Origin of the sequence: Blautia sp. CAG:237 (assembly GCF_000436615.1) — a bacterium.
Taxonomy (GTDB): Bacteria; Bacillota; Clostridia; order Lachnospirales; family Lachnospiraceae; genus Blautia_A; species Blautia_A intestinihominis.
The window spans coordinates 6,690-21,993 of record NZ_FR886757.1 but is presented as its reverse complement, the minus strand read 5'-3'; the positions used below and the strand labels follow the sequence as shown (position 1 = coordinate 21,993).

The window sequence follows — 15,304 nt, the reverse complement described above, 5'->3', positions numbered from 1 at the left end:
TTCCGTTCCTGTACATGGTATTCGGCGCAGAAGCCGGAGATCCGGAAGGCGCGATCTGCGCCATCATGGTTGCACTTTACATCACACAGGATTCCTTCGGAACAGCCTGCAACATTTCCGGTGACAACGCTATCGGTATCATCGTAGACACTATTTATAAGAAATTTATCTTAAAAACACCACAGCCACAGGAGAATTAAAATGTCTTTTATCAGCGTATTTGATGTAATGGGACCAAACATGATCGGTCCTTCCAGCTCCCACACAGCCGGAGCTGCCCGCATTGGTTTTCTCGCACAGAAAATGATCAATGGTCCACTGAAAAAAGTTGAATTTACACTGTATGGATCTTTTTCCAGAACTTACAAAGGACATGGTACTGACCGCGCACTGCTCGGTGGTATTATGGGATTTTCCACAGACGATATGCGTATCCGCAACTCCTTTGAGATTGCAGAAAAAAAAGGACTCGAATTCACCTTTACGCCAAATGAGCTGGAAACAGATATCCATCCAAACACTGTTGACATCCATATGGTCAACGAAAGCGGTCAGGAAATGACCGTCCGCGGAGAATCTCTCGGAGGCGGCAAAGTCCGCATCGTAAGGATCAATTCCGTACAGGTTGATTTCACGGGCGAATACAGTGCCGTGATCGTAACTCATCAGGACAAACCGGGCGTTGTGGCATACATCACCAAATGCCTCAGCGACCGAAACGTAAACATCGCTTTTATGCGTCTTTTCCGCGAATCCAAAGGCGAGATCGCCTATACGATCGTGGAATCTGACGGACGTCTTCCGGAGGATATCGGAGTCACGATCCGCCAGCACGAAAATATCCACGAAGTCATGATCGTGCAGATGTAAGGAAGGAGATTTTTTATCATGGATTTTAAAAATACAAAAGAACTTCTGACGCTCTGCCAGGATCATCAGCTTCCGATCTCTGAGATCATGCGCCAGAGGGAGATTATTGTCGGTGAGACGACCGACGAGAGTGTAAATTCACGGATGGCACGTGTCCTTGAGATCATGAAAGATGCCGCTTTTTCCCCGGTCAAAACCCCTGTCAAATCTATGGGCGGACTGATCGGCGGTGAAGCACAGAAGCTTTCCAGGCATCTTGCTTCCGGTAAAGGGATCTGTGGAAATGTCCTGGAAAAAGCAATCACCTACGCAATGGCGACTCTGGAGACAAACGCTTCCATGGGACTGATCGTAGCCTCTCCTACTGCCGGCTCTGCCGGTATCGTTCCGGGACTTCTTCTTGCACTTCAGGAAGTTTATGATTTCTCTGACGAGGATATCCAGAAAGCACTTTTTAATGCTGGTGCGATCGGATATCTTGCCATGCGAAATGCAACCGTTGCCGGTGCTGTCGGTGGCTGTCAGGCAGAGACAGGTGTTGCAGCTGCCATGGCCGCTTCTGCCGCTACAGAACTGATGGGCGGTACGCCACTGCAGTGTACCTACGCCGCTTCTACCGTGCTTATGAACATGCTCGGGCTTGTATGTGACCCGGTTGGCGGTCTGGTGGAATATCCGTGCCAGAACCGAAATGCTTCCGGTGTTGCGATTGCACTGGTCGCTGCGGAAATGTCCCTCGCAGGCATCACACAGCTTATCCCTCTCGATGAAATGATCACGATCATGTTCACCGTAGGCAAAAAGCTTCCTACTGAATTGAGAGAAACTGCACTTGGCGGCTGTGCAACCGCGCCGTCTGCTTGCGAATCCTGCCATATGTGCGGGTGATATTTACTGATATCAAGACAGACAAATGACCGGGATCAAAAACTCTCCCGGTCATTTTGTCTGTCAAATACTGTTCACTACGTTCACAGTATTGGTCAAAATGCATTCCACATCACCTTCGGTGATAGCATTTTGCCCCGTATGTCTCGGGATTTTGCCATATCTATGGCAAAACACCTCGCGGGATATTACCTGTGAACAGTACCTGCCTGTTAATTATGCGGATTTCTACGTCAAATTCAGATAATGTCGACTGTTTTATTATTCAGCGTCAGCGCTGTCATCTGTTGTCTCTGCAGCTTCGCTGTCGTCTTTGGATGCGTCATCTTTCTTGTCATCTGCCGGTGCTGCATCTTCTTTTGCTTCTGGTGCACCTGCATTCATTACAACAACTGCTGTTGCATTTCCATCTGCATCAAGAGTAACTTTGATGGTATCACCAACTTTGATGTCTGAGAATGCGATTGCTTCTGTCTTCATCTCCGGAGCTTTTGTATCGTCTGGTTTTGCATCTTTGTCAGATGCATCTGCGGATTCGTCTGTTGTTTCATCTGCAGCACCTGCATCTGTGCTGTCGCTGTCTGCTGTTTCATCTGTGGACTCTGTGTCTGCGGACTCATCTGTAGAGTCTGTGTCGTCTGCTTTGGCGTCCTCGCTGTCAGCATCCTTGGAATCATCTGCTTTCTGATCATCTGCCGGTGCTTCGTCCGGTTTTTCTGGCTGAGCTTCCTTCTCGTAAGTTGTAGTGTCTGTTACTGTGATCGTCTGAGATTCTCCTGTCAGATCCAGCATGGATGGAGCTTCGCCCTTGTCATCTGGAACTTTTGCATCTTTCTCATCAGCTGCTGCCTCGTCTGTGCTGTCTTCTGTAGATTCGTCTGCTGCTTCTGTGTCTGCGGACTCATCTGTGCTTTCCTCTGTATCTTTGGAATCATCTGCTTTTTCATCTTTGCTGTCGTCAGCTTTCTCGTCCTTGGAATCATCTGCCTTCTCATCTTTGCCATCCTCTGGTTTTTCACCCTTCGGGTCCTGTCCATCCGGCTGCTGTCCTTCTTTTGGAGTTCCTACATTGATCGTAATGCTGTCCTCTCCGACTTCTGTAACTTCACCGTAAACTTCTGTAGCTTCTGCCTCATCTGTAGTTGTATCTGTGGAATCTGCGCTCTCGTCCTCTGCTGCAGCCTCTGTTGTCTCAGCAGTATCACTTGCTGCATATGCCATATTTACAGAAGTCAGTGCCATTGTCAGTCCTAATACCATTGCTGCATATTTACGTTTCATAATAATCAATTCCTCTCTTCTATTTTAATTTTGATTTTTTGTTTTGCTTTCTGTTGCTTACAGCTAACAATATAGGCTGGATTTGTGACCTTTATGTGATAAAAATAAGGAGATTTTATGAAATCGGTCACATTTTTTGCACAAAAAATCCTTCACCTCGGGAAAGATGAAGGATCTTCGTTATATTTAATTTCGTCTCAGCGCCTCGATCGGGCTCAGTTTTGCGGCTTTTCTTGCAGGGTAGATTCCAAAGAAAACACCTACCGCGCAGGAGAACAAAGTCGCTGCCAGCACGACTGTCGGGCTGATCCCCGGTGAGATTGCCATTCCCATACTGTTACTCATGACCGTACAGATTCCATATGCCGCCAGCACACCGAGCAGGATTCCGATCAGACCACCGATGACTGTCAGGATCGCTGCTTCTGCAAGGAACTGCAGCATGATAGAAGCAGTCTTGGCTCCAAGAGATTTACGGATACCGATCTCCCTCGTTCGCTCTGTGACAGACACAAGCATGATATTCATGACACCGATTCCACCGACAAGAAGAGAAATTCCGGCCACAAAAGAAATAAAAGTAGTGACCATGCCAAGCATCTCGTTCATAGATTTCATGATATCCTGGAAACTCTCAACCTGGAAATAATCTTCTCCGGCACACTGATGGCGTTTTTCCAGCAGGTGAACGATCTGATCTGCAATCCCCTGGGAATCCTGTGTTTTGTCTGCCTGGACAGTGATCGAATAAAATTCATCAGACCCTACGACCAGATCATCCATGGATGAATACGGGATATTCACCGTAACCGGCATTCCATCATAAGTATAACTTACAAAAGTTCCATTTTCTTTCTGAGTCGTGACACCTATGATACGAAATGATTTGGAAGAATCATAACAGGTGATATCAAGGCTCATACCCACGACATCATCTGTGCCAAACAGTCTTTTGGCATCGGAATCGGAAATGACACAGACGTTTTTGCCCTCCTCGGTCTCCTGCTCTCCGAAATAATTTCCGTATTTCATTTCAGAGTTATTGATCATTTTGGCATCCGGGCCCTCGCCGGTTAACATAATAGAAAAAGTACCCTTGCCAGTCACAGTCTCACCGTCATAACTGTTTGAAACACTGACTCCCTCTACATCATCCAGTTTACGGACTTCCTGCACATCTTCCGGTGTGATCCATTCGTCCTCTGTCATGGCATCACTGCTGACGCTGATCGCGATCTTACCGGCACCGATCCCGTCGATCTCACTGTTCATCTGATTCTTGGTTCCCTCACCGATAGAAACGATCGCAATAACCGAGGCAATACCTATGATGATTCCAAGCATGGTCAGAAAAGAACGTCCTTTATTTGCACGGATGTTCTGGACTGCCATTTTTATATATTCATACACTCCACCCATCAAGCACCTTCTTCTGTTTCTGTAACCACATCTTCTGCATCGGCAGGAACAGCATCTGCTCCATCAACGCCTTCCGCACTGGCATCCACGGCCTGTGCAGGCATTCCTTCCTGCAGGGAACCGATATCACGGATCACCTGTTCATCTGCCTCAATGCCATCTGTTACCTCGATATAATCGTCAGAACTTATACCTGTTGTGATATCTTTTCTGGTGATCACGCCATCTTCAAGGACATAACAAAAAGAACCCTCTTTGCCAATGTTGACAACTTCGGACGGCAGAACGACAACGTTCTCTGCTTTCTGTGCCTGGATCGTTACTTTGGCATCTACGCCGAGAAAAATATCTTCGTCCGGATTTTTGATACGGATGTCTGCTGAGATCAGGGATGCACCTTTTTCATTCTGCGTCGCAATGTGGCTGACCTTGATAACTTCGCCTTCGTATGTTTTTCCTGCAAGTGTGATCTGTGCGCTCTGTCCTTCCTGAACCTTGTCGTAGTCATACTTGGAAATGTTTACCGTTACATCTACTTTATCTGTATTCTGCAGAGTAAAAAGTTCTGTACCAAGTGCTGTTGTAGAGCCTTCCACAACAGCAACCTTTGTCACTACGCCGTTAAAATCTGCGTGGATTCCTTTTTTGGCTGCTTCTACAAGTTCCTTGGCTGACATCTGATCCAGTTCTGCGAGGTTGTTGGTGATCTCCATTTTTTCTTTTTCTTCTTCGGTCACAGCTCCCGGGTCTGCTTCTGCAGTTGCTTCTTCACTGGACAGTTTGGACTGGAGCTCTGCAAGATCGCTGCTGGCTTTTTCCAGCTCAGATTCCAGAGCAGAGGTATCTGCTGTTACTGTCGCTGTTTCTGTAGTATCCGAAAAATCAGAGGATGTTTCTGTCTTGGTTCCATCTGACACGATTGCAGAACTTTCTCCTGTGTAATCAGATAACACCGGTGCTTCCGGCTTCTGTGCCTTATAATCTTCGTAGTCACGCTTTGCGTCCTGATATGCAATCTGTGACTCACTCCGTAACTGTTCTGCAATGGAAAGTGCATCTGCATTTTCGTCCGTCTGATCCCCCGACCAGGTCTGAAAAGCCATCTGATACTCACTCTCGGACTGATTGTATTCCTGAAGAGTCTGATTCATCGTATTGTTAAGTTCATTCAGCTTATTCTGATATGCCGGGAGTGTTTTGTTCTGATATGTACTGAGGTCGGCTGCATATTCCTGCTGGATTTTCTGCTGTGCAGCTTCCTGGGCGGCCTGCGCCTCGGCTGCTTTTCTTGCAGATTCTGCTGCTGCCTGTGCCTGTGCATTGGCTGTTACCTGAGAAATCTGTGCCTTAAGGCTCGCCACATAATCTTCCTGCGCTGCCACCTGCTGTTTCAGGCTTGACGCATTACCTGCGGCATCTTTCTGTTTCTGAACTGCCTTGTCCGATTTGTTGATCGTATTGGTCATGTCCAATTTCCCGGACTCTACGTTCAGATCAGCTTTTTTCTGCTCTCTTTCGAGATCCTTTTTGTCAAAAGCCACCAGCTCTGTTCCGGCTTTGACGGTGTCGCCCTCTTTGAAATCGACCTTGTCTACTTTGGCATTCACCGGAGAAAAATATGTCTTGGATTCTTCGCTGACTACAGTTCCGCTTGCCTCCACGGTCTGCTGGACATCACCGATCTCGGCTTTTACCACCTCAACCTGTGGAACTGCCTCCTCGCCGGATGACCTGCCTCCCAGGACAGATACGCCGCCCACTGCCACAACTGCGATCACGCCTGCACCGATCAGCAGTTTCTTTTTGGATTTTTTCTTCTTCATGCCTCTGCCTCCTGGTCAAAATCCTCATTTATTGTGTCGGATTCGATTTTTCCGTCCATGATACGTACCACACGGCGTGCCTGAGCCGCAATTCCATTGTCATGTGTGATCAGGATCACGGTTCGTCCTGACTTGTGCATCTTTTTGAGGATCGCAAGGATCTCCCTGCTGGATGCGGAGTCCAGGTTTCCGGTCGGCTCATCTGCCAGGATCACCGGCGGCTGTGCGGCAATGGCTCGCGCGATCGCAACTCTCTGCTGCTGACCACCGGACATTTCACTTGGCTTATGATCCATACGTTTCTCCAGACCGACCAGTTTGAGCGAATCTACGGCAAGCTGGTGTCTTGTTTTCTTGTCTGTGCCTCTGTAGATCAGGGGAAGTTCTACGTTTTCGATCGCGTTCAGATTTGCGATCAGGTTAAAGCCCTGGAAGATAAAACCGATCTCACGGTTTCGCACTTCTGAGAGTTCATTGTCCGTCATTTCGGACACATCTGTTCCGTTAAGATAATATCTGCCGGAAGTTGGAACATCAAGGCATCCGAGCATGTTCATAAACGTGGATTTGCCAGAACCGGACTGTCCAATGATCGCTACCAGTTCTCCCTTTTTGATCTCCAGGCTCACATGATCCAGAGCACGCACTTCGTTTTCTCCAGGATTGTAAATCTTGCATAAGTCTTCTACTTTGATCAGTGTATCGTTGTCCATAAATCCTCCTCTGGTGCCCCTTCATGGAGCCTGATTTATTACTGTTTCAGATATCTTATTATGCATCAAGCAAAAATGCCTTGTATGCTTTCTTTGCTTCGTAAATATCGGCTTTGCTTGTAACTTCCCACGGAGCATGCATACTCAGGACTGCCACACCACTGTCGATCACGTTCATTCCATAAAGGGCTGCGATATATGCGATGGTTCCACCGCCGCCTACATCGACCTTGCCAAGTTCTGCAGTCTGGAATGCAACCTGATGGTCGTCAAAGATCCTGCGGACTTCCGCAACATATTCAGCATTTGCATCGTTGGAGCCGGATTTGCCTCTTGCTCCTGTGAATTTATTGAGCACGATGCCTCTTCCGAGATATGCAGCATTCTTTTTCTCGAAGCATTCTCCATAAGCCGGATCATAGCCCGCGCTTACATCAGAGGAAAGCATGCTGGAGTTGCGGAGAGTTCTTCTGAGTGCCAGATCAGAATAGCATCCCATTCCATCCAGAAGTTCTGCAACGGTATTTTCAAAAAATCTGGACTGCATTCCGGTTGCGCCGACGCTTCCAATCTCTTCTTTGTCTGTCAGGAGACAGCAGCTTGTGCGTTTCGGTGCGTCCATTTCCATCATTGCGACAAAGGAAGTATAGGCGCATACGCGGTCATCCTGTCCATATGCGGCTACCATGCTTCTGTCCAGACCGCAGTCACGTGCCTTGCCTGCCGGAACGATCTCAAGCTCTGCTGAAAGGAAATCCTCCTCTTCTACATCGTATTTCTCTTTGAGGATACGGAGAACATTGGATTTGACTGCTTCTTTTTTCTTCTCATCGGTGCTTTCGCTGAGCGGTCTGCTTCCGATCAGGATGTCGAGATTTTCACCTTCGATGACCTCGGCTGCTTTTTTCTGAAGCTGTTTGCCTGCAAGGTGGATCAGAAGGTCTGTGATGTATACGATCGGATCATTTTCATCTTCACCGATGGTAACGTTGACTACGCTGCCGTCTTTTTTTGCGATCACGCCGTGGATCGCGAGTGGAAGAGCTACCCACTGATATTTCTTGACACCGCCATAGTAGTGGGTATCGAGGTATGCAAGGTCTGTGTCTTCATACAGAGGATTCTGTTTTACGTCGAGACGTGGGGAGTCGATGTGTGCGCCGAGGATGTTCATACCTTTTTCCAGCGGTTCCTGGCCTACGTGGAACAGTGCCATGATCTTTTTCATTCCGACTGCATATACTTTATCTCCCGGCTGGATCTTCTCGCCTGCTGCCTGTTTTGCTTCAAGGCTGACATATCCGTTGGCTTCTGCTTCTCTGACAAGTTCCGTCACACATTCACGCTCTGTCTTGCCTGCATCAAGGAATGCGCGGTAATCCTTTGTAAGTTTCTCCATCTCTTTCTCATCCGATTCTCCATAAGAAAGCCATGCGTTTTTTCTTTCCATAATATATAAAACCACCTTTCGATTGATTAATTTACTCCGATATTAACGAATTGCTCCGCTGCAAGCAGCTCCCGCAATTCTGCATATCTCCCACATTATAAATCAAATACTTCCATATTTCTACAATCCTCACAATTCTTAATCAAAAAATAAGAATTCCATTACTTATTTCACAGTTTTCTCAAATTTTTCTTGAAAAATTCGCCTCCGCCGTTACAATAATATTATTCATATTCAAACTACAATTCGTATTTATTTTATGATTATGGAGGTCATCTACATGCAGCAATCCACCGATCTACAGAATCTTCTGCATTCTGTCCACAGAAAGAGTTATCCTGCCTATAAATCTCTGAAAGGCAGTTACCAGTTTGACAATTATATCCTCTCAATCGACCACGTACAGGGGGATCCTTTTGCTTCGCCTTCTCATATCAGTGTACGGATTTCGCACAAAACTGCGGGATTTCCACGGGAATATTATAGCGATCATGTTACCCGCATCACGCTGTCTGATTATCTTACCAGACAGTTTGAAAAACAGGTCAGCCACTACACCTTCCGTGCCAAAGGCTCCGGCAAGAGCGGTCTGATCTCGGTGAGTCACTGTGGGCAGGAAATCCTGGAGCGGACCGCCTGCGAGATCACAGAAAAAGGGATCACTGCCCGTTTCTTCATCGGTTTTCCGGCCAACGGAAGAACGATTAATGCCACTGAGCTGGAAAAAATCCTCTTCGACTTTCTCCCGGTCTGCGTGCAGAAAGCTTTCCTTTACAGAAATATCAATCACAAAGAACTGGAACAGACTATCTTTCTCGCCGAAGACCAGACCTATATCCGAAGCCAGCTTGCCAAACGAAATCTCGTTGCTTTTGTCGCAGATGGCTCCATTCTTCCACGAGAAAGCGGCATTTCCTCTCGTCCAATGAAAGTCTCCATTCCTTTTACCTCACCGGAATCTCTGCGCGTCACCATGGATCTTCCGCACAAAGGCAAAATCTCCGGCATGGGAATCCCTGAGGGGATCACTCTGATCGTGGGCGGCGGCTATCATGGCAAATCCACGCTTCTGAATGCCCTGGAGCTTGGCGTCTACAACCATATTTCCGGTGACGGCCGCGAATACATCATCACAGACGATACCGCGCTGAAACTTCGCTCCGAAGACGGACGTTTTATTAAAGATGTAGATATCTCTCTGTTCATCAATGATCTTCCGAATAAGAAAGACACTCGTTGTTTTTCCACGGAAGACGCCAGTGGAAGTACCTCCCAGGCGGCTGGCATCGTAGAAGGAATGGAGGCTGGAAGCAGAGTTTTCCTGCTGGACGAAGATACGTCTGCCACAAATTTCATGGTGCGTGATACTTTCATGCAGGAAGTGATATCCAGAGAAAAAGAACCAATTACCCCATTTCTTGAACGTGCCGAAGATCTTTATAAAAAGGCCGGGATATCCACAATCCTCGTAGCCGGAAGTTCCGGAGCATTTTTCCACATTGCAGACACGATTATCCAGATGGATTCCTATCATCCTGTGGATATCTCCGAAAAAGTCATGGCATTATGTGGAAAGTATCCTCTGAATCCCGTCAAAGCCCCGGAATTCAGATTCCCGGAGAGCCATCGCATCATGCAAAAACAGACTCCCTCGATCCGTTCTCACGGAAGAAACGCCGGCCGACCGGAACAGCTCAAAATAAAAGTACATGGAAAAGATGGTTTCCTGATCGGAAAACAGGATGTCGATCTCCGCTACATCGAGCAGCTGATCGACACAGAACAGACAGCAGCCCTTGGACTGCTCCTCAAATACACGATAGAAAAACTCGCCGACGGCACCCGCATGATCGACGATATTGTAAAATACCTTGCAGATCAGTTAAAGCACAAAGGACTTTCCTTCCTGTCAGAAGGCTCCTATATCCCATGTGGATATGCCATGCCAAGGATCCAGGAAATCTACTCCTGCTTTAACCGCTACCGAAGATAAATGATCAAGGGAGGCACCTGCAGCACCTCCCTTGATATCCAGCACAACCTTAAAACTGCCGCCAGCCCGACGAATCTTGTCAGGCGGCGGCAGTTTAAAGTTCTGTTTTATTTTTAGGGAAAGGAAAGAGTTCCGGCAACTCTCCCGGCATTGAAGTGTTACCGGAGGTCTTAAAAGGCTTTTCCTTTAAGACAATTACATCTTACAATATAAATGTGAGGAGTTTTTGTCCTTTTTCTAATAAATTTATAAAATTTCTAACATAATTATAAATTTCAGGCTTTTCTTTTGTCTAATTTTCTGGAAAGCATCATGCCAAGTCCCTGAAGAATCTGTACAAGAACGACAAGGATCACGATCGTAACCAGCATGATGTCTGTCTGATAACGATAATATCCATAACGGATCGCGATATCACCGAGACCGCCACCGCCGACAGTTCCTGCCATAGCAGAATATCCGAGGATCGTTCCGACTGCAATGGTAACTCCTACGAGGAGGGAAGTTCTTGCCTCTGCGAGAAGGACTTTCCAGATGATCGTTCCTGTTCCTGCGCCCATGCTGACTGCTGCCTCGATCACACCCGGCTCAACTTCTTTGAGGGAAGATTCTACCATACGTGCAATGAACGGTGCTGCAGCGATCACCAGCGGAACGATCGTTGCGCTGGAACCGTAACTCTGACCCACGATCAGCTTGGTGAGCGGGATCACCAGGATCAGAAGGATCAGGAACGGAATACTTCTGAGGATGTTTACGATCACATCCAGAACTTTATATAATGGTGCATTTGGACGGATACCTTCTTTGTCTGTAACTGCAAGCAGGATTCCAAGAGGGAGCCCCAGAACATATCCGAAAAATGTGGAGACAAGCGTCATGTATAACGTATCTCTTGTGCCTTCCAGCAGCATCGTAATTGTTGCATTATCCCACATCTGAGCTCACCTCCTCTACGCCCATATTGATATCTCTGAGATACTGGATCATCTTATTCGCCACTTCCTCGATCTCGGGAAGCTGCAGGATCATCTCTCCCTGTGCCTGTCCATTAATGTTCTTGGTATCAGCATACAGAATGTTGACCGGTGTCCGGTAAGTAAGGACCAGGTTTGCAATCACCGGCTCGAAGGAAGATTTCTCCTGGAACGTTACACGTACCAGACGTTTGCCCTTCATTTCCTGGATCTGGGTCCTTCCGCTGAATACCAGCTTTTTGGCTTCATCTGTCTTTGGATTGCGGAAAAGTTCTTCTACTGTTCCGGTTTCTACAAGAGCTCCGCGTTCCAGAACTGCTACCTTGTCACAGATCTCCTGTACAACACTCATTTCATGTGTGATGACAACTACAGTGATCCCATAATCCCTGTTGATCTCTTTGATCAGTTCCAGGATCGCCTTGGTCGTCTGCGGGTCCAGCGCACTGGTCGCCTCATCACAGAGAAGGATCTGCGGATCACTTGCCAGCACTCTCGCGATCGCAACTCTCTGCTTCTGTCCGCCGGAAAGCTGTGACGGATAAGAAAGTGCTTTCTCCTCAAGTCCTACGATCCTGAGATATTCCAGAGCTTTCTTACGTGCCTCTGCCTTCTTGATCCCGGCGATCTCCATTGGAAAACAGACGTTATCCAGTGCGGTTCTCTGCATGAGCAGATTGAAATGCTGGAAGATCATTCCTATCTTCTGACGCTCTTTACGGAGCTCTTTTTCTGAGAGCTCCGTAAGATTTTTGCCATTGACTCTGACTGTTCCTGACGTTGGTCTTTCCAAGAGGTTCAGACATCGTACCAGAGTACTCTTGCCTGCACCGGAGAGACCGATGATGCCGAAGATCTCTCCTTTTTCGATGGAAAAACTGATGTTTTTGGCTGCCTCTACCGTTCCACCTTTGGTGTTGAAACGCTTGCAGAGGTTCTCTACCTGTATCATCGGTTCCATTTAGATCATTTCCCCCTGTCCCTTAATGAACATCCTGAACTTAAATTATTCTGCTTCTTCATCTGCTGCTTCTGTTGTTTCAGCGTCTGCATCTGCAGTTTCATCTTTAGCTTCGTCTGCTGCTTCTTCTGTGTCATCTGCAGAATCTTCGAATGGAACAACTGCTCCGTCGTATTTCTCGTTGATGAAATCTTTGATCTCGTCAGATTTCAGAGTATCTACCAGTGCTTTGATCGCTTCGCTGTCTTCATTTCCTTCTTTGACTGCGATTACGTTTACATAAGTTTTTGCTGCTTCAGAATCAGAAGTTTCATGTGCGATGGAGTCGTTGGATACAGAATATCCGGCCTGCAGTGCGTAGTTACCATTTAATACAACGAATGCAACTTCATCTTTGACACGGGAAACCTGTGCTGCTTCCAGCTCTTCGATCTTGATGTTCTTCGGGTTTTCTTCGATATCTTTAACAGTTGCCTCAAGTCCTGCTCCGTCTTTCAGAGTGATCACTCCGTTGTCCTGGAGAAGAAGAAGTGCTCTTGCTTCGTTTGTTGTATCGTTCGGAACTGCGATGGTGTCGCCGTCTTCCAGATCATCAAGAGTTTCCTTTGTCCCCGGGTAAATTCCGAATGGCTCGTAGTGGATTCCGCCAGCATTTACAAGGTGTGTTCCCTGCTCTTCGTTGAAGTTATCAAGATATGGGATATGCTGGAAGTAGTTTGCGTCGAAATCTCCGCTCTCTACTACAAGGTTTGGCTGTACATAGTCATCAAATACAGTAACTTCCAGATCCCATCCTTCTGCCTCAAGGAGCGGTTTTGCTTCTTCAAGGATCTCTGCGTGTGGTGTTGCGGAAGCTGCTACTTTGATGGTTCCTTTCTCTGCGTCAGCGCTTACGATCACGCCGTTTGCTGTGAGTGCTCCGATTGCCAGTGCTGCTGTAAGTGATAATGTGATGATTTTTTTTGCTTTCATAGTTCTTTCCCTCTCTTATTCCTTTTATTTTTGATTTTTAATTTTTTCTTTATTCAATTGTAAGTGGCTGCGACCTCCTGCATGTGTCTATCCGTTCCCGGGACTCTTATTCATAAAAAAATAACAGGAAGTCCTCTGGATCCTCCCTGTTCATGCAATCTGTCCGGCATTAAAAAATGCTTTATTTACATCTCGGTATCTGTCATCTCTTATACGTGGTCGGCAGATATCTCAGGAAGTATCCGATACATAGAAGTACAGCAAAACATAGACATGCACATGTCCATACACATCTCCTGATCCATCATACACATGACTTCTCTCTGAACTGCATTTCCTGTAAACATGATTCTTCCTCCTTTTTACTTACTTGTGATAAATTTCATTCGGAAAATGTATTACCCATTTCTCCGATAGGTTGAATATAACATGTCTCATTCACAATGTCAACACATTTTTTATTTTTTTCCCGGAGCGCGTCTCCTCATTGCTTGACACTGATTTCTTATAATGATACCATAAATTAAATCACTCTACAATCCAATCTACAATCAACAGGAGAAAAATTTATGAATAAAAAAGCGATCATTGCCATGAGCGGCGGTGTTGATTCCAGTGTTGCAGCCTATCTGATGGTTCAGCAGGGCTACGACTGCGCCGGTGCCACTCTGAAGCTTTATGATAATCCACAGTGCAGCTATCCTGGACACCGGGCATGCTGTACTCCTTCCGATACAGAGGATGCCAGAAGTGTTGCCGCACGTCTCGGCATGCTTTATTACGTATTTCCCATGCAGGAGAAATTCCACGAAAGCGTCATTGATAAGTTCGCAGATACTTATCTCCACGGAGGCACACCGAACCCGTGTATCGACTGCAACCGTTTCCTGAAATTCTCCGCCCTTCTCGATAAGGCAAGAGAACTTGGCTGTGAATATATCGCAAGCGGTCACTATGCACGCAGAGAGCAGGATCCGGAGACAGGACGTTTTATCCTCAGGAAAGGACTCGACCCGACCAAGGATCAGAGCTATGTGCTCTACGCCATGACTCAGGATCAGCTTGCCCACACACTCTTCCCGCTCGGCACCTACACCAAGAAAGAAATCCGACAGATCGCGCAGGAGCAGGGCTTCATCAATGCTGACAAACCGGACAGCCAGGATATCTGCTTCGTTCCGGACGGTGACTATGCGTCCTTCATCGAGCAGTACACCGGACAGGCTTCCGAACCTGGCGACTTCGTTGACAAAGAAGGTAAAGTCCTCGGCAAACACAAAGGTCAGATCCACTACACCATCGGTCAGCGCCGTGGTCTTGGTATTTCCGCACCGGAATCTCTCTATGTCTGCGGCAAATCCCTGGATACCAATAAGGTCATCCTCGGAGGTAAGGATGACCTTATGAGTAATTACTGCTATATCAACGATATCAACCTGATCCCATGGGATCATCTGGACAAACCGATCCAGTGCAAAGTCAAGACACGCTACCGTCAGCCGGAACAGCCAGCAACTGTTGAGCAGCTTGGAGACGATCTCATCAAGATCACCTTCCAGGAGCCGCAGAGAGCTGTCACACCTGGACAGGCTGCCGTTCTCTACGACGGAGATATGGTACTTGGCGGAGGAACGATCCTCAGCGAAGAAGCCGCAGCAAAAGCAGTCGCTTCCACCAATTAATTTCAGCCCATCTGTACGATTACATGATATTCTTTTTTACCGGGGATCAGAGGAATCTGGCTGGATTCCGAGAAGTTCCTGCGACAGATTCACAAACGTCCACGCTGCGGTCCCTGTCAGCCAGCTTTTTTTTGCCTCGCCAAACCGCGGTGCATCTGCTCCTGCCACCATCTGTGAATATACATATGGTTCCGTTCTGTGGATGTCGCTGATCTCCTCGATGCAGGACGGACAGATCTTGCGGTAAATTTCAAATGCGCGGTCTCCTCTTCCGA

Annotated in this window: 15 protein-coding genes; 5 read left to right on the top strand and 10 right to left on the bottom strand. The window is 47.2% G+C overall.

The genetic code is table 11. The features are described 5' to 3' along the window. From QZL69_RS10810 to sdaAA, 3 genes are all read left to right on the top strand, one after another. On the top strand, positions 1-200 hold a 200-nt coding region (locus tag QZL69_RS10810; RefSeq protein ID WP_330361773.1), incomplete at its 5' end, for a cation:dicarboxylate symporter family transporter. 1 nt (position 201) lies between these two features. Next, complete coding sequence (sdaAB, locus tag QZL69_RS10805) at positions 202-870, top strand: L-serine ammonia-lyase, iron-sulfur-dependent subunit beta (RefSeq protein ID WP_022215221.1); 669 nt, start codon at positions 202-204, stop codon at positions 868-870. Positions 871-888: 18 nt separating this feature from the next. Then, positions 889-1,758 carry an L-serine ammonia-lyase, iron-sulfur-dependent, subunit alpha gene (gene sdaAA / locus QZL69_RS10800; RefSeq protein WP_022215220.1) on the top strand — a complete coding sequence of 290 codons (870 nt, stop codon included), beginning with the start codon at positions 889-891 and terminating at the stop codon, positions 1,756-1,758. A 261-nt stretch (positions 1,759-2,019) separates the two neighbouring features. On the opposite strand, the gene QZL69_RS10795 is transcribed toward sdaAA, so the two are convergent. The 5 genes from QZL69_RS10795 to QZL69_RS10775 form a co-directional block, all read right to left on the bottom strand. Then, positions 2,020-3,039, bottom strand: coding sequence for a hypothetical protein (locus QZL69_RS10795; RefSeq protein ID WP_022215219.1), 1,020 nt, complete (start codon positions 3,037-3,039; stop codon positions 2,020-2,022). 186 nt (positions 3,040-3,225) lie between these two features. Beyond that, a complete protein-coding gene (locus QZL69_RS10790; RefSeq protein WP_022215218.1) occupies positions 3,226-4,458 on the bottom strand; it encodes an ABC transporter permease in 1,233 nt (410 codons plus the stop codon). After that, positions 4,458-6,281 carry an efflux RND transporter periplasmic adaptor subunit gene (locus QZL69_RS10785; RefSeq protein WP_022215217.1) on the bottom strand — a complete coding sequence of 608 codons (1,824 nt, stop codon included), beginning with the start codon at positions 6,279-6,281 and terminating at the stop codon, positions 4,458-4,460. The genes QZL69_RS10790 and QZL69_RS10785 overlap by 1 nt, the downstream gene beginning before the upstream one ends. After that, positions 6,278-6,994, bottom strand: a complete 717-nt coding sequence (locus QZL69_RS10780) for an ABC transporter ATP-binding protein (protein WP_022215216.1) — start codon at positions 6,992-6,994, stop codon at positions 6,278-6,280. Before QZL69_RS10780 ends, QZL69_RS10785 begins: the two co-directional genes overlap by 4 nt. Before the next feature lie 58 nt (positions 6,995-7,052). After that, complete coding sequence (locus tag QZL69_RS10775; protein ID WP_022215215.1) at positions 7,053-8,444, bottom strand: aminopeptidase; 1,392 nt, start codon at positions 8,442-8,444, stop codon at positions 7,053-7,055. 280 nt (positions 8,445-8,724) lie between these two features. On the opposite strand from QZL69_RS10775, the gene QZL69_RS10770 reads away from it, so the two are divergent. Further along, the gene (locus tag QZL69_RS10770) at positions 8,725-10,437 is read left to right on the top strand and encodes an ABC-ATPase domain-containing protein (RefSeq protein ID WP_022215214.1); all 1,713 of its coding nucleotides are present in this window, start codon (positions 8,725-8,727) and stop codon (positions 10,435-10,437) included. Positions 10,438-10,712: 275 nt separating this feature from the next. Here the strand turns inward: QZL69_RS10770 and QZL69_RS10765 are convergent, their stop codons facing one another. From QZL69_RS10765 to QZL69_RS10750, 4 genes are all read right to left on the bottom strand, one after another. Continuing rightward, positions 10,713-11,375 carry a methionine ABC transporter permease gene (locus QZL69_RS10765; protein WP_022215213.1) on the bottom strand — a complete coding sequence of 221 codons (663 nt, stop codon included), beginning with the start codon at positions 11,373-11,375 and terminating at the stop codon, positions 10,713-10,715. After that, the gene (locus QZL69_RS10760) at positions 11,365-12,375 is read right to left on the bottom strand and encodes a methionine ABC transporter ATP-binding protein (RefSeq protein WP_022215212.1); all 1,011 of its coding nucleotides are present in this window, start codon (positions 12,373-12,375) and stop codon (positions 11,365-11,367) included. The genes QZL69_RS10765 and QZL69_RS10760 overlap by 11 nt, the downstream gene beginning before the upstream one ends. 45 nt (positions 12,376-12,420) lie before the next feature. Then, positions 12,421-13,347 carry a MetQ/NlpA family ABC transporter substrate-binding protein gene (locus QZL69_RS10755; protein ID WP_022215211.1) on the bottom strand — a complete coding sequence of 309 codons (927 nt, stop codon included), beginning with the start codon at positions 13,345-13,347 and terminating at the stop codon, positions 12,421-12,423. Positions 13,348-13,556: 209 nt separating this feature from the next. Next, the gene (locus QZL69_RS10750) at positions 13,557-13,694 is read right to left on the bottom strand and encodes a hypothetical protein (protein WP_022215210.1); all 138 of its coding nucleotides are present in this window, start codon (positions 13,692-13,694) and stop codon (positions 13,557-13,559) included. Positions 13,695-13,916: 222 nt separating this feature from the next. On the opposite strand from QZL69_RS10750, the gene mnmA reads away from it, so the two are divergent. Beyond that, positions 13,917-15,029, top strand: coding sequence for a tRNA 2-thiouridine(34) synthase MnmA (gene mnmA / locus QZL69_RS10745; RefSeq protein WP_022215209.1), 1,113 nt, complete (start codon positions 13,917-13,919; stop codon positions 15,027-15,029). A 36-nt stretch (positions 15,030-15,065) separates the two neighbouring features. Here the strand turns inward: mnmA and QZL69_RS10740 are convergent. Further along, the coding region (locus QZL69_RS10740) for a GH36-type glycosyl hydrolase domain-containing protein (RefSeq protein WP_330361772.1) at positions 15,066-15,304 on the bottom strand (239 nt) is incomplete at its 5' end.